Below are 21,982 nucleotides of genomic sequence, written 5' to 3'. Positions count from 1 at the left end.
CTTGCATTTATTGGTTAGAGGTTGTTGTCTCGTAACCGCATAGTGAACGCGAACAGCATTGAAATCATCAGTTCAAATCATTGTTTTATTGTGTGTTGTAAGTCATCGGCCTATTAGTACAGGTCAGCTGCACAAGTCTTCAGTTCTTGCTTCCACATCCTGCCTATCAACCCAGTGGTCTAGCTGGGGGCCTCTCACACACAATGGTGCATGGAAATCTCATCTCGAAGCAGGCTTCCCGCTTAGATGCTTTCAGCGGTTATCCCTTCCAAACGTAGCTAATCAGCGATGCACTTGGCAGTACAACTGACACACCAGAGGTTCGTCCGTCCCGGTCCTCTCGTACTAAGGACAGCCCTTCTCAAATTTCCAACGCGCGCAGCGGATAGGGACCGAACTGTCTCACGACGTTCTAAACCCAGCTCGCGTACCGCTTTAATGGGCGAACAGCCCAACCCTTGGGACCTACTCCAGCCCCAGGATGCGACGAGCCGACATCGAGGTGCCAAACCATGCCGTCGATATGGACTCTTGGGCAAGATCAGCCTGTTATCCCCGAGGTACCTTTTATCCGTTGAGCGACGGCCCTTCCACGAGGTGCCGCCGGATCACTAGTCCCGACTTTCGTCCCTGCTCGAGCTGTCACTCTCACAGTCAAGCTCCCTTGTGCACTTACACTCGACACCTGATTGCCAACCAGGCTGAGGGAACCTTTGGGCGCCTCCGTTACATTTTAGGAGGCAACCGCCCCAGTTAAACTACCCATCAGGCACTGTCCCTGAACCAGATCATGGTCCGAAGTTAGGTGACCGGTACAGCCAGAGTGGTATTTCAACGATGACTCCACCTGAACTAGCGTCCAAGCTTCACAGTCTCCCACCTATCCTACACAAGCTGCACCGAACACCAATACCAAACTATAGTAAAGGTCTCGGGGTCTTTCCGTCCTGCTGCGCGTAACGAGCATCTTTACTCGTACTGCAATTTCGCCGAGTTCATGGTTGAGACAGCGGGGAAGTCGTTACTCCATTCGTGCAGGTCGGAACTTACCCGACAAGGAATTTCGCTACCTTAGGATGGTTATAGTTACCACCGCCGTTTACTGGGGCTTAAATTCTCAGCTTCGCCACAAGGGCTAACCAGTCCTCTTAACCTTCCAGCACCGGGCAGGAGTCAGTCCGTATACATCGTCTTGCGACTTCGCACGGACCTGTGTTTTTAGTAAACAGTCGCTTCCCCCTGGTCTCTGCGGCCCACACCCGCCTCCGGAGAGCACGTCTCCATCACGGGGCAGGCCCCCCTTCTTCCGAAGTTACGGGGGCATTTTGCCGAGTTCCTTAACCATGATTCTCTCGATCGCCTTAGTATTCTCTACCTGATCACCTGTGTCGGTTTGGGGTACGGGCGGACTGGGACCTCGCGCCGATGCTTTTCTAGGCAGCATAGGATCACCGAATCACCCCATAAACGGGGCGCCTATCAGGTCTCAGAACATATGAGCGGCGGATTTGCCAACCACTCTTCCTACACCCTTGGACCAGGTCAATTCCATTGCCTGGCTCGGCTACCTTCCTGCGTCACACCTGTTAATACGCTGACCTCACTGCATCGGTTCCCACCACATCACACAACCAGCAACCCGAAGGCCGCAACAGCCATGATCCGTCATGGTTAGCATCCACAGCTTGGTATGGGCGGTCCTTCGCCGGTACGGGAATATCAACCCGTTGTCCATCGACTACGCCTGTCGGCCTCGCCTTAGGTCCCGACTAACCCAGGGCAGATTAGCTTAACCCTGGAACCCTTGATCATTCGGCGGACGGGTTTCTCACCCGTCATTCGCTACTCATGCCTGCATTCTCACTCGTGTGGCCTCCACCGCTGGTTTCCACCGCGACTTCACCGTCCACACGACGCTCCCCTACCCATCCAAGCACCCAATCGAAACCAGGCTAATACTTGAATGACGCAACTTCGGCGGTGTGCTTGAGCCCCGCTACATTATCGGCGCGGAATCACTTGACCAGTGAGCTATTACGCACTCTTTCAAGGGTGGCTGCTTCTAAGCCAACCTCCTGGTTGTCACAGCAACTCCACATCCTTTTCCACTTAGCACACGCTTAGGGGCCTTAGTTGGCGTTCTGGGCTGTTTCCCTCTCGACTATGAAGCTTATCCCCCACAGTCTCACTGCTGCGCTCTCACTTGCCGGCATTCGGAGTTTGGCTAAGGTCAGTAACCTTGTAGGGCCCATCGCCTATCCAGTAGCTCTACCTCCAGCAAGAAACACGCAACGCTGCACCTAAATGCATTTCGGGGAGAACCAGCTATCACGAAGTTTGATTGGCCTTTCACCCCTACCCACAGCTCATCCCCTCCATTTTCAACTGAAGTGGGTTCGGTCCTCCACACGCTCTTACACGCGCTTCAACCTGGCCATGGGTAGATCACTTCGCTTCGGGTCTAGATCACGCCACTCAAACGCCCTATTCAGACTCGCTTTCGCTACGGCTTCCCCACACGGGTTAACCTCGCGACGTAACACTAACTCGCAGGCTCATTCTTCAAAAGGCACGCCATCACCCAGGAACAAGTCCCAGGCTCTAACGGATTGTAAGCGCACGGTTTCAGGTACTATTTCACTCCCCTCCCGGGGTACTTTTCACCATTCCCTCACGGTACTGATTCACTATCGGTCATCAAGTAGTATTCAGGCTTACCAGGTGGTCCTGGCAGATTCACACAAGGTTTCACGGGCCCCGTGCTACTCGGGTATCAACACTAGAACGGCAGACACGCATTACACCTACGGGACTATCACCCTCTCTGGTCCGGCATTCCAACCGATTCACCTATACGCCTGCACCTCATCCCACCAGCAAGATAGCGCTGGTACATGTCAACCCCACAACCCCGGTGATGCAACGCCTATCCGCTATCACACACCAACCGGTTTAGCCCCATCCGCGTTCGCTCGCCACTACTAACGGAATCACTGTTGTTTTCTCTTCCTGCGGGTACTGAGATGTTTCACTTCCCCGCGTTCCCTCCACACAGCCTATACATTCAGCTGCAGGTCACACCACATAACATGGTGCGGGGTTCCCCCATTCGGAAATCCTGGTCTCAACGTCCGGTTATCGACTCCACCAGGCTTATCGCAGATTCCCACGTCCTTCATCGGCTCTTGATGCCAAGGCATCCACCGTGCGCCCTTAAAAACTTCAACACAAATCAAAGTCTCAGAATTGAGCAATAAAACAATCTAACAAAATCACGCAGACAAGACTCCAACACCAGGCAATCCCAGGAAAAGGACTACCCAGCTCATCTCATCTGCAAGATGCTCGCGTTCACTATACAGTTCCCAAACAACAACCCCGCACCCCCGCAACAACACCCCAAAACCAACACCAACCAAAGGCCAGCATCAATCCAACAGGACATCCTTGCAGCAAACACAGGACAAACACCGAAACACCAAGAACCCCTCACCCAAGCGAACACCACCAGGACCCTCCCCACAGGAAGAACCCCGGCAACCATTCACCAGGAAAGGAGGCTTGTTGCCTCAAAACCCAACAGCATGCCAAACCATACAAACCACACACCACCACACACCGCTTTCCCACACACCAAGAACAAGCCGAAACTTGATTCTTGCCACGCGTACTCGCAGATGCCCAGCACCATGCAGCCACAGCCAGTACCCCGCACACACCACCAACCCCCACACAAGGAGCCGGCAAAGCATGCACGCTTTCCAGTACTGAGTCCATTGATATTCCACCCATGAGCAACCCACCCGGACAACACTCGTGTCCAGCATGGGCAACCAATAATGGTTAGCTCCTTAGAAAGGAGGTGATCCAGCCGCACCTTCCGGTACGGCTACCTTGTTACGACTTAGTCCCAATCGCCAGTCCCACCTTCGACGACTCCCCCCACACAAGGTGGTTAGGCCATCGGCTTCGGGTGTTACCAACTTTCGTGACTTGACGGGCGGTGTGTACAAGGCCCGGGAACGTATTCACCGCAGCGTTGCTGATCTGCGATTACTAGCGACTCCGACTTCATGGGGTCGAGTTGCAGACCCCAATCCGAACTGAGACCGGCTTTTAGGGATTAGCTCCACCTCACAGTATCGCAACCCATTGTACCGGCCATTGTAGCATGCGTGAAGCCCAAGACATAAGGGGCATGATGATTTGACGTCATCCCCACCTTCCTCCGAGTTGACCCCGGCAGTCTCCCATGAGTCCCCACCACTACGTGCTGGCAACATGGAACGAGGGTTGCGCTCGTTGCGGGACTTAACCCAACATCTCACGACACGAGCTGACGACAACCATGCACCACCTGTGAACCAGCCCCGAAGGGAAACCCCATCTCTGGAGCGGTCTGGCACATGTCAAGCCTTGGTAAGGTTCTTCGCGTTGCATCGAATTAATCCGCATGCTCCGCCGCTTGTGCGGGCCCCCGTCAATTCCTTTGAGTTTTAGCCTTGCGGCCGTACTCCCCAGGCGGGGCACTTAATGCGTTAGCTACGGCGCGGAAAACGTGGAATGTCCCCCACACCTAGTGCCCAACGTTTACGGCATGGACTACCAGGGTATCTAATCCTGTTCGCTCCCCATGCTTTCGCTCCTCAGCGTCAGTAAATGCCCAGAGACCTGCCTTCGCCATCGGTGTTCCTCCTGATATCTGCGCATTTCACCGCTACACCAGGAATTCCAGTCTCCCCTACATCACTCTAGTCTGCCCGTACCCACCGCAGATCCGAGGTTGAGCCTCGGACTTTCACGGCAGACGCGACAAACCGCCTACGAGCTCTTTACGCCCAATAAATCCGGATAACGCTTGCGCCCTACGTATTACCGCGGCTGCTGGCACGTAGTTAGCCGGCGCTTCTTCTGCAGGTACCGTCACTTTCGCTTCTTCCCTACTGAAAGAGGTTTACAACCCGAAGGCCGTCATCCCTCACGCGGCGTCGCTGCATCAGGCTTTCGCCCATTGTGCAATATTCCCCACTGCTGCCTCCCGTAGGAGTCTGGGCCGTGTCTCAGTCCCAGTGTGGCCGGTCACCCTCTCAGGCCGGCTACCCGTCGTCGCCTTGGTGAGCCATTACCTCACCAACAAGCTGATAGGCCGCGAGTCCATCCCCCACCGATAAATCTTTCCACCACAAAACATGCGTTCCATGGTCATATCCGGTATTAGACCCAGTTTCCCGGGCTTATCCCAGAGTCGGGGGCAGGTTACTCACGTGTTACTCACCCGTTCGCCACTAATCCACCCAGCAAGCTGGGCTTCATCGTTCGACTTGCATGTGTTAAGCACGCCGCCAGCGTTCATCCTGAGCCAGGATCAAACTCTCCATAAAAAAATAAAAAGCCACCAGCAACCCCTTGGAAAAGAAGGGCGAAGCCGATGAAGTCCTGGCGAATAATAAAACACTCAAGAACACTGCACGGGGGTGCAATGCCTCAAGCAAATGTTATGTATTCACCAAATAAAAATATTCGGTATCAACAAACTTGGCACACTATTGAGTTCTCAAACAACAAACACTCTCGACACCACACCAGCCACTCTTGGTGGCCACTGCTTCGCTCCGGAGCAACTTTTCCAGCTTACCACCGCGTTGACCATTGTCAACTCGGCGTTTCAGGCTGGTTCACCCCGCTGTTTCCGACTCGCCTTTTCAGGCCCTCCGGATCAGCGGCGCGAGATAAAACTCTACACGCATCCCACCACGAAGCAAAATCGGCCAGCAGGCTTGTTTTCCCTTATTATTTCGAGCTTGACTAGGAATTTTGCTAGTTTGGTACAACAAAACCGCCAGAAAAGTGTCTTGGTTCACAAGTTTTTCTGGCGGTTTCGTGTATTGCAGCTGTTCGCGGGCCTTACTTGACCAGTTCAGCCACTGCCATGTTCTTCTTGCCGCGGCGCACGATCGCGTACCGGCCATGCAGGAAGTCCGACTCGGCCAGTTCGGTTTCGATGCCGTCGACCTTGGCGTTGTTCACGTAGGCGCCACCTTCGGCTACCGTGCGGCGCGCTTCGGACAATGACTTGCTCAGGCCCGATGCCACCAGGACATTCAGGATGCCCAGATCGTCCGCGGCGACCTTTGCCGAAGGCAGCTCGGCGATGACCGATTCCAGGGTAGGAAGATCGATTGCGCCAAGATCGCCATTGCCGAAGACCGCAGCCGAAGCGGCGATCACTTGTTCGGTGGCCTGCACTCCGTGGACCAGGGAAGTGACCTCCCAGGCCAAGGTGCGCTGGGCGACGCGCTTGAACGGGCGCTCGGCAACCTCAGTTTCCAACTCCGCGATCTGCTCGCGGGTCAGGAAGGTGAAGACCTTCAGCCGGTCGATCACGTCGGCGTCGGCGGTGTTCAGCCAGAACTGGTAGAAGGTGTACGGGCTGCACATCTCGGCATCCAGCCAGATGGCGTTGCCCTCGGACTTGCCGAACTTGGTGCCGTCTGAGTTAGTGATCAGCGGGGTGCCGTAGGCGTGAACCGAGGTGCCTTGGACCTTGCGGATCAGGTCGGTGCCGCTGGTCAGGTTGCCCCACTGGTCCGAACCGCCGGTCTGCAGGGTGCAGCCGTACTGCCGGTTCAGCTCCAGGAAGTCGTAGCCCTGCAGCACCTGGTAGGAGAACTCGGTGTAGCTGATGCCCTCGTCGGAGTTCAGGCGCGCGGCCACGATCTCCTTCTTGATCATGGTGCCCACGCGGAAGTACTTGCCCACATCGCGCAGGAAGTCCAGGGCCGACAGCTGCTGCGTCCAGTCCAGGTTGTTGACCAGGCGCACCGCGTTCTCGCCCTCGGCGGAAAGGAAGCGGGAAACCTGGGCCTGGAGCTTGGCGACCCATTCGGTCACGGTTTCCTTGGTGTTCAAGGTGCGCTCCGCGGTCTGCCGCGGATCGCCGATCAGGCCGGTGGAACCGCCCACCAGTGCCAGCGGCTTGTGGCCGGCCAGCTGCAGGCGGCGCATGTTCAGCAGCTGCACCAGGTTGCCCAGGTGCAGAGACGGCGCGGTGGGATCGAACCCGCAATAGTAGGTCACAGATTCTTCGGAGAGGGCTCGTTCCAGCTCGGCATCATCGGTGGACACGTGCACCAGGCCGCGCCACTTCAATTCCTGCCAGACGTTCTCGAAAGATGCGTCGTTGCTCTGTCCCGCAATCACGGGATTCTGCTTCGTATCAGACATGCTCACTGTGACCATTTTCTGTCTTCGTTCTGCCCCGAGTGCACGCATTTTCCTGCGTGCACCTGTGATCGCGCCGGGAGTTGGGGTTGCGTTCCCGGCACACAGGTTCAAGGTTATCGCCTGCCGGCGGGCTCGTGCCACTTGCCCGGCCCGTCCCTTGGTCACATCTGCAACCGCGCGGGCCGCTAGGCTTCCATGCCCTCGGGCAGGTCGCGGGTGTGGACCACGTGCAGCCGCTGGGTGGTGCGGGTCATCGCCACATACAAGTCGCCGACGCCGCCGTCGACCTCGTCCACCAGCTCGGCAGGTTCCAAGATCAGCACGCCATCGAATTCCAGGCCCTTGGACTCGCGCGCGGTGATCACCACGATGTCCTGGCTCAACCCGCCCGAGCCACTGCCGACGCGGTCGCCGTAGACCTGCTCGACCGCCGCGCGGATGCGGGCCAGGTCCTGCTGCGGCACGATGATCGCCTGCAGTCCCCCGGCCGAATACTCCAGTTCTTCGCGCAGCGCGGCCAGCACCGCCTCCTGCACTCCGTCGGCCGTGGTGCGGGTCAGCACCGGCGGCCAGTCGCCCTCGCGGACCGCCTGCGGGGTGGTGATGCGCAGGCCGGCGGCCTGGGCAACGCGCACCGCCGCGTCGGCGATCTGCGCGGGGGTGCGGTAGTTCACGGTCAGTTCTTCGAGTTCGAAGCGGTCGCCGAAGAACGGCTCCAGGGCCTGGGACCAGCTACTGGCGCCCGAGGCGGCCGAGGTCTGGGCGATATCGCCGACGATGGTGAAGGACTTCATCGGGCAGCGGCGAATCAGCAGGCGCCACTGCATCGGCGAGAGCTCCTGCGCCTCGTCGACGACGATATGCCCGTAGGCCCAGGTGCGGTCGGCCACCGCGCGTTCGGCGGCGGTGAGCCGCACGGCGGTTTCCTGGTTCACCCCGGCTACCTGCTCCGCGGTGACCACGCCGTCGATGCCGGCGTTTTCCAGCATCGTGTGCATATTGCGCAGGGCGGCCTTGGCGTTCTCCACATCGGCCTCGTACTGGGCGGTGCGGGCGCCTTCCAGCGGGTCGGCGAAGTCGCCGAGCAGCCCGGCGGCCTCGTCCAGTAGCGGCACGTCGGACTCGGTGAACGGCGAGCCGGCCCGGCGGTACAGGGCATCGCGTTCGTGCTCGGCCAGATGCGGCGCCGCGGCGGCCAACAGGTGCGGGGTGGCGAACAGCTCGGCCACCAGTTGCTGAGGGGTCATCGGCATCCAGCACAGGTTCAGCGCCACGCGCACATCGTGCGATTCGCGCACCTCCTGCGGCAGGTAGGAGCGGTCGGTGGTCGAGGACTGCCCGGCCGATTCCTCCAGCTTGCGGCGCAGCTGCTCGGCCAGCTCGCCCACCAGCACCTTGACGAAGGTCTCGCGAGCCTCGTTGTACGGCTTGCGGGTGTGGCGGGCGCGTTCGCGCGCGTTCTTGACCATCTTCGGGGTCAGCGTCAGGCGCGTGCCCTCCACCACCAGGGTCCGGTTTTCCGGGATCAGCCGCTGGCGGTTGTGCACCGCGTTGGCGATCACCTTGGCCATGGACAGCTGGCCCTTGAGCCGGGCGACGGTGCGGTTGGCTTCCGGCACGGCGCGGATGCCGTGGTAGAGATCGCCCACCGAGGACATGACCACGCCGGTCTCGCCCAGCGAGGGCAGCACGCGCTCGATGTAGCGCATGAAGGAGTTGGAGGGGCCGACGATCAGCACGCCGGCGTTCTTCAGCCGATCGCGGTATTCGTAGAGCAGAAAGGCCGCGCGGTGCAGGGCGACGGCGGTCTTGCCGGTGCCCGGGCCGCCCTGGACCACCACTGCCCCGGGCAGCTGTGCGCGGATGATCGCGTCCTGCTCGGCCTGGATGGTGCCGACGATGTCGCCCATGCGGCCGGTGCGCTTCTCGCGCAGGGCGGCCATCAGCGCGCCTTCGCCGTGGTGCGTGTGCCCCTCGTCCAGCCAGGTCTCGTCGAGCACGTCGTCCTCGATGCCTGCCACGGACCGGCCCTTGAGCATCAGGTGGCGGCGGCGGCGCACCCCGCGCGGATTCAGCGCGGTGGCCTGGTAAAACGGGGCGGCTTCGCTGGCCCGCCAGTCGATCATCAGCCGATTCAGGTCCTCGTCGGACAGGCCGATGCGGCCGATGTAGCGCGGCGCGGCCGCGGAATCGGAGTCGCCGGGCTGCCGTTGCCGGCCGTTGGCCGCCATGTCCAGCCGGCCGAAGACCAGGCGGTCCTCGACGGCGTCGAGCTGGGCGATCCGGTCCTCGTAGAGGGTGGCGAAGGAGTCGCGTTCGGACATGTTCTGGAAGGTGCCCACGGCTCCCTGGGCCCGGGTGCGCTCCAGCTGCTCCAGCTTTTCGGCGCGCAACTCGTCCAGCCGCGCATACAGGCGGCCCACATACTCGGATTCAGCTAGCAGATCGGCCTCGATGGTGTCGGTCAACCCAGTTTCCCCTCGCGCTCAAGATGTGCCCGTGCGCAGGGCGCAGGGCCCTGCGTGCAACGGTTCCCGCGTGAAAACGCAGGACAGATAATGATACGCGCCTTTTGGCCCGCGCAAGTAATCCCGCGCACCGCTGCCCGTGCGCCGCCCGGGCCCGCCAGAGGGTTGTTCGCAAGCGGCGTGGAACCGTGGCGGATTGTTACCCGCCCACAGGGGTTCAGGAATGCACGACCTGCAAGGACACCACCTGCTGCCCCTCCAGCTTGGTGCGGCCATCCAGGCCATCGAGTTCCAGCACGACGCCGACGCCGACGATCTGCGCGCCGGCCTGCCGGAGCAGGCGGACCGCCGAACCCACGGTGCCGCCGGTGGCAAGCACGTCGTCGAGGATCAGCACGCGGGTGCCCGGGGCGATCTCGTCCTTGTGCACCTCCAGGCAGCTGGTGCCGTACTCCAGGGTGTACTCGTCGCGGTAGACCTCGCGCGGCAGCTTGCCTGCCTTGCGGATGGCCAGCATGCCCTTGCCCGAGGCGTAGGCGGCCGCCGCGGCCAGCACGAAACCGCGCGCTTCGAGGCCCGCGACGATGTCGAACTGCCCTTCGAAGGGGGCGATCAGCTCGTCGACCATGCGGCGCAGGCCGACCGGGTCGGCGAAGACCGGGGTGAGGTCCTTGAAGGAGATCCCCGGCTGCGGGTAGTCGGGCACGATCTCGCACAGTCGGTCCAGCAGGTCGCCAATGCTCTCAGAAGTAGTCACGTCTGCCAATTTTAGTCCCTTTGCGCGCTGCTTTTCCCACGACCGTGCATAATCATGAGCACATTCGCGGTGGCGCCTGCGCCGCGTCGGGGCATTCCGGAAGCTCCCGGCGTGGCCTACCGGGCCATCAGCCGATCGCTGGGCCAGGGCAGCAGCTGCGGATCGGCGGCCGAATCGGCGGCCGCGGTGACCTGCACCGGCCCGGCTGCCGGGCGTCCAGCCATCCAGGCGGCCAGATCGAAATCCGTGCCCGAGAGCACCCAGGATTTCGAGCCGTTCCCGAGCACGATCGGGGTCTTCCCATGCGGCTGCAGCACCAGGCGGGTCCCTTCCGGAACGCGGGCTTCGAGCGCACGGAACAGGTGCGCGCTGAAGGCCGCCGGCCAGCTGGCGGCCGGGCGGACAAATTCGTCCAGGTCGGTGGCGTGGATCAGCATCTCGCGCCAGGTCGCGTACATCAGGTCCTCGACCGTGGCGCCTTGGCGGTACCCCACCGGCTGCTCCCAGAGGTCTTCGACACCGGGCAGGACGGCGCGCAACTGGGCCAACCCGTCGGCGGCCAAGGCACGCAGGGATTCGGGGCGGATCAGCGCGGTCATGTTGATCGCCTCGATCCGGCCCTCGGCGCCGCCGTCGTACATCGAGGGCAGCTGGTCCGCTCCGGCGTGCTCGAATTGGCGCACGGCGGCCTTCGCGAAGGAGGCCAGGTGCGCGATCAGCTGTGCGGTGCTCCACCCCGGCAGCGAGCTCGGCTTGGTGTACTGCGTGGCCGGAACCTCGCGCAGCTGCACGGTCAGCTCGTCCAATGCGGTGGTGACCTGTGCGATCAGTTCGGCTGGGGACAGGAGTTGTGTCATGAAGCACACTCTAGCGCGAACCGGGTGCAAGTGCGCAAGGGCAGGATGCCGTGGTTGAAACGGCAGCGGCCGCCGGGCGGGATTCTTCCCGATCGGCGGCCGCTTGCAGCTTCGCTCAGGCTGCGTGCCCGGTGCTACTTGGCCCAGTCCTTGATCTGCGCCAGCTGGCGTTCGAACTCTGCCAGCTGCGCCGCGACGGCACTCGGGGCGGTGCCGCCCTGGCCGTTGCGGGCGTTCAGCGAGCCCTCGGTGGAGAGCACCTCGCGCACTGCAGGGGTCAGGTGCTCGGAGATGCCGGCGTAGTCCTTGTCAGTCAGGTCCCACAGTTCCACGCCGCGAGATTCGGCCAGCTGCACGGCCGCGCCGGACAGCTCGTGGGCGTCGCGGAACGGCACGCCCTGGCGGACCAGCCATTCGGCGATGTCGGTGGCCAGCGCGAAGCCCTGCGGGGCCAGCTCGGCCATGCGCTCGGTGTTGAAGGTCAGAGTGCCCATCATTCCGGCGACCGCAGGCAACAGGAGTTCCAGGGTGTCCGCGGCGTCGAACACCGGCTCCTTGTCTTCCTGCAGGTCGCGGTTGTAGGCCAGCGGCAGCGCCTTGAGCGTGGCCAGTAGCCCGGTCAGATCGCCGATCAGCCGGCCTGCCTTGCCGCGGGCCAGCTCGGCGATGTCCGGGTTCTTCTTCTGCGGCATGATCGAGGAGCCGGTGGAGAAGGAGTCATGCAGCTTTACGAAGCTGAATTCTTTGGTGGCCCAGAGGATGACTTCTTCGCTCACGCGGGACAGGTCCACGCCGATCATGGCGGCGATCCAGGAGAATTCGGCGAACACGTCGCGGGCTGCGGTGCCGTCGATCGAGTTGTGCACGGCGGAGTCGAAGCCCAGCTCGGCGGCGACGAAGTTCGGATCCAGGCCCAGGGTCTGGCCGGCCAGCGCACCGGAGCCGTAGGGCGAGACGGCAGCGCGCTTGTCCCAGTCGATCAGGCGCTGCACGTCGCGCAGCAGCGGCCAGGAGTAGGCCAGCAGCAGGTGCGAGAGCAGGATCGGCTGGGCATGCTGCAGGTGGGTGCGGCCTGGCATCGGCGCATACGGGTGCGCTTTGGCCTGCTGGACCATGGCGTCGAGGGTGTCGATCACGCCGCGGGCGATGATCCGCGCGTGGTCGCGCAGGAACATGCGGCCCAAGGTGGCAATCTGGTCATTGCGCGAACGGCCGGCGCGCAGCTTGCCGCCCAGGGTGGTTCCTGCGCGCTCCAGCAGCCCACGCTCCAGCGAGCCGTGGACGTCCTCGTCGGTGGGCGCCGCAACGTAGGCCTCGGAGAGCACATCTGCTTCCAGCTGGTCCAGCGCGGTGATCATGTCTGCCAGCTCGGCATCGGTGAGCAGGCCAGCGCGATTGAGCACCTTGGCATGGGCGCGGGATCCGGCAATGTCGTAGCTGGCCAGGCGCCAGTCGAAGTGGGTGGACTTGCTCAGCGCTGCCATTGCATCCGCTGGGCCGCCGGAGAAGCGACCGCCCCAGAGCGATCCTTCATTTGTTGACGAGGCCATGGCCCGTTCCTTTCTGCCGGTAAAAAAGTTGCACTGCACCCAACTCTAGCAAAACTTTATGCAATACAACTCATATTTATGCAAAGTTGTGCCGATTCATGCATTACATGATTTCCGCCGTGGCGTGCGCGGCGAGGATCGATGGAGTTCTGGAACACGCAGGAAACCTTATGTTTTGCCTCTTCCAGTCCTCAGCGCCCGGGCGTATGGTGTGAGCATAAAGCCGATACGGAACGTTCTTCGGAGGTACCAAATGGAAATCCAGCTGTACCGGGGCGATATCACCACCCTGAATGTTGATGCCATCGTCAATGCGGCTAATCCTTCGCTGCTCGGTGGAGGCGGCGTCGATGGCGCCATCCATACAGCTGCCGGCCCCAGCCTGCTGGCCGCCTGCCGGGAGATTCGCGCCAACCGCTACCCCGACGGGATCCCCTCGGGTATTGCCGTCATCACCAAGGCCGGAAATCTGCGGGCCAAGTGGGTCGTGCACACCGCGGCTCCGAATCTGGCACTGATCAAGCCGAACCCGAAGATCCTCGATGACTGCTTCGTGAACTCCCTCTACGTCGCGGCCCGCCATGAGGCCCACTCGGTCGCGTTCCCGGCGATTGGCGCAGGTGCCTTCGGATGGGATCCCGAACAGGTTGCCGACATCGCCCATGCAGCTATCAGCCGGTGGGTCGAGACCAACAAGCACATTTCACCGATCCACAAGATCATTCTGGTGGCCCATACCGACGAGGTACAGGCAGCTTTCGAGCGCGCATTCTCGCTTGACGCCGTGGAGGAACTTGCCGCCTGATCGCCTCCCGACGGGCATCAACGCACGAAAACTGCCGCGCACTTGGTACCGAGTGCGCGGCAGTTTTGCCAGGTCAGGAAGCTAGGTTCGGGCGAAATAGGCGTTGCGTTGCGGCAGTTGCAGCGGATCGAGGTGCTTGGGCAGGATGATGTGGGGCAGTCCCCTGACCTTGACCACTTTCAGGTAGCCGCTGTGGACCATGGTGTGGTGCGCTGCGCACAGCGGGCAGCAGTCCTGGAGCCGGGTCCGGCCTCCCTTGGCCCATGGCCTGAAGTGGTGGAATTCGAGCAGGGCCGGGTCCTGCGTGCAGCCAGGGACCAGGCAACCGCCGTCCCGGTCGCGGGCGGCAAGCTTCATCCAGCGCGGGAAGTACCTGGCGTCGCGGCCGATGTCCATGACCATCCCGTCAGCGTCGTAGATCGGGCTGAGCACTTTCGCTTCGCAGAGCATGGTGCGCAGCTGCGGCGCTGGGATTTTCACGCCGTGGGCGCTGACGCCGGTGAGCGATGCGAGATCCTGGAGATCTTCGAGGTGCGCGTGCACCACGATTTCGGGGATGATGCGTTGGTCGTTGCTTTCCCTGCCAGTATGGCGCAGGATCGCGTTCAGCGCGTTGAGTCGGCGTTCGGGCACCGAGCAGGTGTCCGGCAGCCCCGGTAGCTGGTCCTGCGGATTCGGCCTACCCGGCGGGTCCGGATCCGGATGGGCATCACCTGACGGGGTTTCACCTGGCGGGGATTCTTCTGGCGGGGCATCCGGCTCAATGCCCGCCCAGTCCGGGGCAGGTTGGCCGCTGTGCCAGAGGCGGTCGGACGCCTCGTCCTGCCCGGTCGTGCCATTGCGCGCTGGCCGATCGTTCCCGCGGCCAGGCGCGTCGGCGGCTTCTGTTCCGTTGCGGGCGGTGGGCTGCCCGGTGGCCGCCGGATCGCCGGCATCTCCGGGTTGCTGATTTGAGCTGCTGTTGCCGGAGCGTTGGCCGTCTGCCGGGTCATCGCTGGCGGCATCTGCTGCGTCTGCGGCTTGGCGGGCGGCGGCCCCGGCCTTGGTGCGCTTGTTGTCGGCCTGCGTGATCAGCGATTCCCAGAGTTCCGCGTCGATCTCCCGCACGCGCACGATGAATTCATGCACGCCGTTGACCACCTTGCCGCGGAAAAGGCCCAGTTTCGGGGTCTTGCCCTGAGCGTGCGCGTCCTTGTAGTCCTTGATCAAGCCGTTGATGCGCTTTTGGCGGATGCGGATCCGGTCTTCCTTCAGGTGCGCGGCGGCGTGCTCCTCCAGCAAGACGCCGTCGGCGGCCCTGGCGGTCGCCGCGGTGGGCAAGCCGTCGAAGGTGGTGTCTTCGGGTTCGAACTTGTCCAGCGCACGGGCGGTTTTCAGCACTTCGCGCGGGTCCGGGGCGTTGTGCAGCTCCGGCAAGGCCCAGCCGGCGGGCGCGGACGACGCCGCGGTACTCGTGCCGGCGGTGGCCGAGCCGGCATCCAGCAGGCCGGGGGCGGGGGCTGCGAAGTGCTCGGCGAGCAGGGTGAAGCGCGGGGCGCAGGCGGTGCCGGAGATGTCCTTGCGGGCGTGGACCAGGTGGGCGTCCTTGACGCGGCGGTCGGCCTCGAAATAGTTCAGGTCCAGCAGCTGCGAGAGCACGGTGGCGGCATCCAGGTAGACGGTGCGGCCGGGCGCGAATTGGGGTGGGGCGCTGAAATCGGTGGTGCCCGCGCGCAGGTGGTCGAATTCATCGAGGTCCAGGGCGTGGGCGGCGGTGGTTTCGACCAGGCTTGCGGCGATGATGAGGGCGCGGGTGGCTTGCTGGCCAAAGGCTTCGGTGAAGTGGGCGTGGGCCAGGGCAAGGCGCGGATCGGTGCTGCGCGAGGCCTGGGCGCCGAGGTGCTGGAACAGGTTCAGGCACGCGCGGCCTCGGCACGCAGCAGGCTGGCCGCATCCAGCGGGGTTCCGCTGGCCAGCTGCTCTGCGGTGCTGGCCAATACGGCTCCCAGGCCGGTGGCCGGCTCGGCAGGCCCTGCGGTGCCTTGGGTGCCGGCGTGTTCGTGTTGTTCCATGCACCGATCCTCCGGCGCTACGGAGGCGGGCATGGCAAAGCCGCCGCGAACTGTGGACAAGTTCGCGGCGGCTTGGGCGCTAGCGCCTAGCGGGGCTCTGCCAGCTGCAGGAAGCGGGCGGCGACTTCGGCGCCGCCGTCGACCGCGCGGGTGGTGAGCATGATGGTGTCATCCCCCGCGATGCAGCCCAGGATCGAGGGCATCTGCGAGTGGTCGATGGCCAGGGCCAGCAGGTTCGCGGCGCCTGGCGGGGTGCGCAGGACCACGATGTTGCCGCTGGCTTCGGCGGTGACCAGCTGCTCGGCGCAGATCTTCGCCAGGCGCGCGTCGAGCACTTCCTGGGTGATCGCGGTCTGCGGGGAACGGTCCCCGCCTTCCTGGCGCACCGCGTAGATCAGCTGGCCGGAGTTGTCGCGGATGCGCACCGCGCCGATTTCCACCAGGTCGCGCGAGAGCGTGGCCTGGGTGACTTCGAGCCCGTCCTCCTTGAGCAGGCCCAGCAGCTCGGCCTGGGACTTGACGGAGTTGTTTCCCAAGAAGGCGCGGATGCGGGCCTGGCGGGCGGTCTTGGTGCTGGGCTGGGCGGACATCCTAGAGCTCCACCCGGTCGTCTTCGGCCAGGCCTGAAGCGACCATCAGCCAGGTCATGACCGCCTTCTGCGCGTGCACGCGGTTCTCGGCCTCGTCGAACACCACCGACTGCGGGCCGTCGATCACCTCCGCGTCGATCTCGTATCCGCGGTAGGCCGGCAGGCAGTGCAGCACGATCGCGTCGTCCTTGGCCAGCTTCATCGCCTGCGCGGTCACCGAGTAGCCGGTGAACAGCTTCAGCCGTGCTTCCTTCTCGTCCTCCTGGCCCATGGAGACCCAGGTGTCGGTGACGACCACGTCGGCGTCGGCGAGCGCGGCGGCGGCATCGGTGGTGATCGTGACCGATCCCCCGGTTTCCGCGGCGCGCTGCTGCGCGGCCTCGACGATGCGCGCCTCGGGCAGGTACCCCTCGGGCCCGGCGATGCGCACGTGCATGCCGGCGGTCACCCCGGCCAGCAGGTAGGAGTTGGCCATGTTGTTCGCCGCGTCGCCCAGGTAGCTCATGGTCAGCCCCTTGGTCTTGCCCTTGTGCTCGCGCACGGTGAGCAGGTCGGCGATCAGCTGGCAGGGGTGGTAGTCGTCGGACAGCGCGTTGATCACCGGCACCGAGGAATTCGCGGCCATTTCCTCCAGGCCCGACTGGGCGAAGGTGCGCCACACGATGGTGGAGACCATGCGCTCAAGCACCTTGGCGGAGTCGGCGATGGACTCCTTGTGGCCCAGCTGCGAATCGGCGGAGTTGATGATCAGCGGGGAGCCGCCCAGTTCGGCGATGCCGGCGTGGAAGGAGACCCGGGTGCGGGTGGATGTCTTGTCGAAGAAGACCGCGACGGTCTGCGGGCCGGCGTACGGGGTGTAGCCGTATTTGTCGGCCTTCATCGCCGCGGCCAGATCCAGCACCTTGGACTGCTCGTCGGGGGTGAAATCCAGGTCGGTCAAGAAGTGGCGGGTTGCGCTCATGGGGTGATTCCTTTGCTCGTCTCAGGGGTGGTGGCGAGGTTCATTCCGGCGGCTAGCTGGCCGCGCTGATCAGCTGCGGCAGGGCGGCAATCAGGGTGCCCAGCTGCTCGGTGGTGATCACCAGCGGCGGGGCCAGGCGGATGGTCCGCTCGTCGGTGGCGTTCACGATGAAGCCGGCATCCAGCGCCGCGGCCACCAGCTTCGGCGCGTTCGCGGATTGAAGTTCGAAGGCGGTGAGCAGCCCGGCGCCGCGCACCGCACAGATGCCCTCGATGCCCGCCAGCTGCTCGCGCAGCCACTGGCCGGTGGTGCGCACATGGGCCAGCAAGTTCTGCGCTTCGATGGTGTGGATGACCGCCAGGCCCGCGGCGCAGGCCACTGGGTTGCCGCCGAAGGTGGTGCCGTGGTCGCCCGGGGCCAGCCACTGGGTGTTCTCCTCGCCGAAGACGATCATCGCGCCGATCGGGAAGCCGCCGCCCAGGCCCTTGGCCAGCGTCATCACATCCGGGATCACCGGTGCGGAGGCGAAGAACGAGCCGGTGCGGCCCATGCCGGTCTGCACCTCGTCGAAGACCAGCAGCGCGCCGGCCTCGCGGGTGATCTGCCGGGCGGCGGCCAGGTACTCGGCAGAGAGCAGCCGCACCCCGGCCTCGCCCTGGATCGGCTCGATGAACACCGCCGAGACGGTCTCATCCACCGCGGCGCGCAGCGCCTCGATATTCCCGGCCTCGATCCAGTGCACGTTGCCCGGCAGCGGGGCGAAGGGGGCGCGGTACTTCTCCTTGTAGGTCAGCGACAGCGCGCCGAGGGTGCGGCCGTGGAAGGCGTGCTCAAGGGCGATCACCTTGGTGCGCGGAGCCTCGGCGGTGCCGGCATTGCGCCGGGTCAGCTTCAGCGCCGCCTCATTGGCTTCGGTGCCGGAGTTGGCGAAGAACACCTTGGAACCGGCCGGGGCGGCGGAGATCTCCAGCAGTTTCTCGGCCAGCGCGATCTGGCTGGGGCTGGTGAAGAAGTTCGAGACATGGCCCAGGGTGGCCAGCTGGCTGGAGATCACCGAGGCGAGCAGCGGGTGCCCGTGGCCCAGGGTGTTCACTGCGATGCCGCCGAGCAGATCCAGGTACTGGTTGCCGTCGGCATCCCAGACGTGGCAGCCCGATCCGCGCACCAGCACCCGCTGCGGGGTGCCGAAGACGCCCAGCAGGGAGTTGGAGTAGCGGTCGGCCAGTGCGGCCGAGGAAAGCTGGCTCAGCCCGGCCACCTCGGCGGCTGCGCTGCCGGCCAGCGCGGAATCGGTGGTTGGGTCGGCGTGCTCGCTCACTTGGCGTCCTTCTGTGCGGTGTTCGTAGCGGTGTTCGTAGCGGTGTTGCTTGGTGTGTTGGCGGCGGGGAGCACCTGGGTGCCCACGCCGGCGGTGGTGAAGATTTCCAGCAGCATCGAGTGCGGCTGGCGGCCATCGACGATGTGGGCCTGGCCCACGCCCTCGTCGACGGCCTTGAGGCAGGCGCCCATTTTCGGGATCATGCCCGATTCCAGGCTGGGCAGCATGGTGCGCAGCTCGTCGTTGGTGATCGAGCTGATCAGCGAGGACTTGTCCGGCCAGGCCGCGTACAGCCCCTCCACGTCGGTGAGGATGACCAGCTTGGCAGCGCCCAGCGCGGTGGCCAGCGCCGCCGCGGCGGTATCCGCGTTGACGTTCAGCACCGCACCGGTGGGCTCGCCGTCGGCGTCGAACTCCGGGGCGACGGTGGAGATCACCGGGATCATCCCGGCGTCCACCAGCGAGTCGACCTGGTCGGTGCGCACGCGGGTCACCTCGCCGACCAGCCCCAGATCCACCGGCAGCCCGTCGACGATGGTGCCGGTGCGCACCGCCTGCAAGGTGGCGCCGTCCTCGCCGGACATGCCCACCGAGTAGGGTCCGTGCGAGTTGATCAGGCCGACCAAGTCGCGCTGCACCTGGCCGGTGAGCACCATCCGCACCACGTCCATGGCTTCGGGGGTGGTCACCCGCAGCCCGCCGCGGAACTCGGATTCGATGCCGAGGGTGTCGAGCATCTTGTTGATCTGCGGGCCGCCGCCGTGCACGACGACCGGGTTGATCCCGGCGTGGCGCAGGAACACGATGTCCTCGGCGAAGGCGCGGCGCAGCTCGTCGTTGACCATCGCGTTGCCGCCGTATTTGATGACCATGGTGCTCCCGGCGAAGCGCTGGATCCAGGGCAGCGCCTCGATCAGCGCTTCGGCCTTGGACTGGGCGGTATCCAGGTTGGTGCGGGCGGTATGGGCCATAGCTGAATTCCCTTGCTTCTGCCTAGCTGGAGTAGGCGGAGTTCTCGTGGACGTAGTCGTGGGTCAGGTCGTTGGTCAGCACTGTCGCTTCCTCGGTGCCGGCGTTCAGGTCGATCTCGATGCGCACATTGCGCTCCTCGAGGGAGACCAGGTCGCGGTCTTCGCCGACCCCGCCGTTCTTGCAGACCATCACGCCGTTGATCGACACGTTCAGCTCGTCGGGCTCGAAAGCCGCCTTGGTGGTGCCGACCTCGGAGAGCACCCGACCCCAGTTCGGGTCCTTGCCGAAGACCGCGGTCTTGACCAGGTTGGAGCGCGAGACGGCCTTGGAGACTTCCAGCGCGTCGTCTTCGGTGGCGGCGTTGTAGGTGCGGATCGCGATGGTGTGGTCCGCCCCTTCGGCGTCCTCGATCAGCTTCGCCGCCAGCTCGCAGCAGGCGTCGGTCAGCGCGGCGGTGAAGTCGGCCAGGTCCGGGGTGGTGCCCGAAGCGCCGGAGGCCAGCAGCAGCACGGTGTCGTTGGTGGACATGCAGCCATCGGAATCCGCGCGGTCGAAGCTCATCGCGGTGGCGGCGCGCAGGGCCGCATCGGCCTGCTCGGCGGTCAGCTGCGCATCGGTGGTGAGCACCACGAGCATGGTGGCCAGCGCCGGGGCGAGCATGCCCGCGCCCTTGGCCATGCCGCCGATGACCACCTGGCCGGAGCCCGGGGCCCCGACGATGCGGGAAACCAGCTTCGGCACGGTGTCCGTGGTCATGATGCCCGCGGCGGCCTGATCGGCTGCGTTCTGGTCACTGGCCAGGGCGCTGGCCGCTGCTTGCACGCCGGGCAGCAGCTTGTCCATGGGCAGCTGCATGCCGATCAGCCCGGTGGAGGCCACCGCCACATCTCCGGCGGAAACCGCGAGCAGCTCGGCGGCGTATTCGGCGGTCCTATGCGTGTTGGCGAAGCCTTCGGCGCCGGTGCAGGCGTTGGCTCCGCCGGAGTTGAGCACGACCGCGTCGATGCGGCCGTCGGCCAGCACCTGCTTGGACCAGTGCACCGGGGCTGCGGCCACGCGGTTGGAGGTGAACACGCCGGCGGCGGTGAACTGCGGTCCGAGGTTGCGCACCACGACCACGTCGTTCTTGCCGGTGGACTTCAGCCCTGCCGGCACTCCGGCGGCCTCGAAGCCTGCCGGGGCGGTGACGCCGGTGCCGGATGCCGAGCGGCGGGTGGGGGCGTAGGCGAGGCTCACGGTGCGACTCCTTGCATGAGCAGTCCGGTGTTTTCTTCCAGTCCCAGCGCGATGTTCATCGACTGGACGGCGGCACCTGCGGTGCCCTTGGTCAGGTTATCCAGCGCCGCGGTGGCGATCACGCGGTTCGCGTGCGTGTCGAAGGCCAGCTGCAGCTGGACGTGGTTGGAGCCGAGCACCGCGCCGGTGGTCGGCCACTGGCCCTCGGGCAGCAGGTGCACGAACAGCTCGCCGGCGTAGGCGGCCGACCAGGCCTCGCGCAGCTGCGCTGCGGATACGCCCGGCAACACCCGCGCGGTGGCGGTGGTCAGGATGCCACGCGGCATCGGGGCCAGGGTCGGGGTGAAGGAGACGGTGACATCTTCGCCAGCCAGCTTGGAGAAGCCCTGCTCCATTTCCGGGATGTGGCGGTGCGAGCCGCCCACCCCGTAGGTGCTCATCGAGCCCATCGCCTCGCTGCCCAGCAGGTGGGGCTTGAGCGACTTGCCGGCGCCCGAGGTGCCCGAGGCGGAGATGATGACCACGTCGTCGACTTCCAGCAACCCGGCGGCGAAGCCCGGAGCCAGAGCCAGCTGGGCACCGGTCGGGTAGCAGCCGGGGACCGCAACGCGCTTGGTGCCGGCGAGCTTCTGGCGCTGCCCGGGAAGCTCGGGCAGCCCATAGGGCCAGAAGCCTGCGTGCTGCGAGCCGTAGAACTTCTCCCAGGCGGCGGCCGATTCCAGCCGGTGGTCGGCGCCGGCGTCGATGACCAGGGTGTTCTCGGGCAGGGCGGCGGCCACGGCGGCCGAGGCTCCATGCGGCAGGGCCAGGAACACCACGTCGTGCCCGGCGAGGTTTTGCACGGTGGTGTCCACCAGGACCCGGTCGGCGAGCGCATGCAGGTGCGGGGCGATCGAGCCGAGGCGCTGCCCGGCCTGCGAATGCGCGGTGATCGCGCCGATCTCTACCTCTGGGTGGGCCGCGAGGATGCGCAGGACCTCGCCGCCGGCGTACCCGCTGGCGCCGGAAACAGCTACTGAAATCGTCATGACCAGATTCTACCGCGAAATATTCACACACGCTAATAAATATTCATAAAATTCTTCGTCACGTAACCCGACACCCACCCGCGCGGCGTCCGCACGACCGCCCGAAGTCCTACACTGGCCGTAGTGACCGCCCGGCATCGAGCGCATCGAGCGCATCGAGCGCCG

13 protein-coding genes and 2 rRNA genes are annotated in these 21,982 nt (G+C 64.2%); 1 reads left to right on the top strand and 14 read right to left on the bottom strand.

Annotated features, from left to right (window positions below):
- Positions 1-92: 92 nt before the first annotated feature.
- The 7 genes from ACLQ8T_RS05415 to argH all read right to left on the bottom strand — a co-directional run bounded on the left by ACLQ8T_RS05415 (position 93) and on the right by argH (position 12,856).
- Positions 93-3,227 (bottom strand): 23S ribosomal RNA (locus ACLQ8T_RS05415).
- Between the two features lie 628 nt (positions 3,228-3,855).
- Positions 3,856-5,381, bottom strand: a 16S ribosomal RNA gene (locus tag ACLQ8T_RS05410).
- The 16S and 23S rRNA genes sit together here, the layout of an rRNA operon.
- Before the next feature lie 523 nt (positions 5,382-5,904).
- Complete coding sequence (gene tyrS, locus ACLQ8T_RS05405) at positions 5,905-7,224, bottom strand: tyrosine--tRNA ligase (RefSeq protein WP_413455926.1); 1,320 nt, start codon at positions 7,222-7,224, stop codon at positions 5,905-5,907.
- A 185-nt stretch (positions 7,225-7,409) separates the two neighbouring features.
- Entirely contained in the window at positions 7,410-9,692 is a 2,283-nt protein-coding gene (locus ACLQ8T_RS05400) for a HelD family protein (RefSeq protein ID WP_413455925.1), read from the bottom strand.
- Positions 9,693-9,909: 217 nt separating this feature from the next.
- The gene (locus tag ACLQ8T_RS05395) at positions 9,910-10,458 is read right to left on the bottom strand and encodes an adenine phosphoribosyltransferase (protein WP_413455924.1); all 549 of its coding nucleotides are present in this window, start codon (positions 10,456-10,458) and stop codon (positions 9,910-9,912) included.
- A 107-nt stretch (positions 10,459-10,565) separates the two neighbouring features.
- A complete protein-coding gene (locus tag ACLQ8T_RS05390; protein WP_413455923.1) occupies positions 10,566-11,306 on the bottom strand; it encodes a maleylpyruvate isomerase family mycothiol-dependent enzyme in 741 nt (246 codons plus the stop codon).
- 134 nt (positions 11,307-11,440) lie between these two features.
- A complete protein-coding gene (gene argH, locus ACLQ8T_RS05385; RefSeq protein WP_204721452.1) occupies positions 11,441-12,856 on the bottom strand; it encodes an argininosuccinate lyase in 1,416 nt (471 codons plus the stop codon).
- Between the two features lie 253 nt (positions 12,857-13,109).
- Here argH and ACLQ8T_RS05380 point away from each other — a divergent pair, with 253 nt between their 5' ends.
- A complete protein-coding gene (locus ACLQ8T_RS05380) occupies positions 13,110-13,661 on the top strand; it encodes a macro domain-containing protein (RefSeq protein WP_204721450.1) in 552 nt (183 codons plus the stop codon).
- Between the two features lie 81 nt (positions 13,662-13,742).
- Here ACLQ8T_RS05380 and ACLQ8T_RS05375 read toward each other — a convergent pair whose 3' ends face one another.
- The 7 genes from ACLQ8T_RS05375 to argC form a co-directional block, all read right to left on the bottom strand.
- On the bottom strand, positions 13,743-15,716 hold the full coding sequence (locus ACLQ8T_RS05375) for a hypothetical protein (protein WP_413455922.1): 1,974 nt from the start codon (positions 15,714-15,716) through the stop codon (positions 13,743-13,745).
- Between the two features lie 82 nt (positions 15,717-15,798).
- On the bottom strand, positions 15,799-16,302 hold the full coding sequence (locus tag ACLQ8T_RS05370; RefSeq protein WP_038993670.1) for an arginine repressor: 504 nt from the start codon (positions 16,300-16,302) through the stop codon (positions 15,799-15,801).
- Position 16,303: 1 nt separating this feature from the next.
- On the bottom strand, positions 16,304-17,263 hold the full coding sequence (argF, locus tag ACLQ8T_RS05365) for an ornithine carbamoyltransferase (protein WP_413455921.1): 960 nt from the start codon (positions 17,261-17,263) through the stop codon (positions 16,304-16,306).
- Between the two features lie 52 nt (positions 17,264-17,315).
- Positions 17,316-18,581, bottom strand: a complete 1,266-nt coding sequence (locus ACLQ8T_RS05360) for an acetylornithine transaminase (RefSeq protein WP_413455920.1) — start codon at positions 18,579-18,581, stop codon at positions 17,316-17,318.
- Positions 18,578-19,552, bottom strand: a complete 975-nt coding sequence (gene argB / locus ACLQ8T_RS05355; RefSeq protein ID WP_413455919.1) for an acetylglutamate kinase — start codon at positions 19,550-19,552, stop codon at positions 18,578-18,580. The genes ACLQ8T_RS05360 and argB overlap by 4 nt, the downstream gene beginning before the upstream one ends.
- Before the next feature lie 22 nt (positions 19,553-19,574).
- Positions 19,575-20,789, bottom strand: coding sequence for a bifunctional glutamate N-acetyltransferase/amino-acid acetyltransferase ArgJ (gene argJ, locus ACLQ8T_RS05350; RefSeq protein ID WP_413455918.1), 1,215 nt, complete (start codon positions 20,787-20,789; stop codon positions 19,575-19,577).
- Entirely contained in the window at positions 20,786-21,817 is a 1,032-nt protein-coding gene (gene argC, locus ACLQ8T_RS05345) for an N-acetyl-gamma-glutamyl-phosphate reductase (RefSeq protein ID WP_413455917.1), read from the bottom strand. The genes argJ and argC overlap by 4 nt, the downstream gene beginning before the upstream one ends.
- Between the last annotated feature and the right edge of the window lie 165 nt (positions 21,818-21,982).

Origin of the sequence: Glutamicibacter sp. FR1, from assembly GCF_047300825.1 — a bacterium.
In the GTDB taxonomy this organism is placed as follows: Bacteria; Actinomycetota; Actinomycetes; order Actinomycetales; family Micrococcaceae; genus Glutamicibacter; species Glutamicibacter nicotianae.
This window is presented reverse-complemented; position numbering and strand designations above follow the sequence as displayed.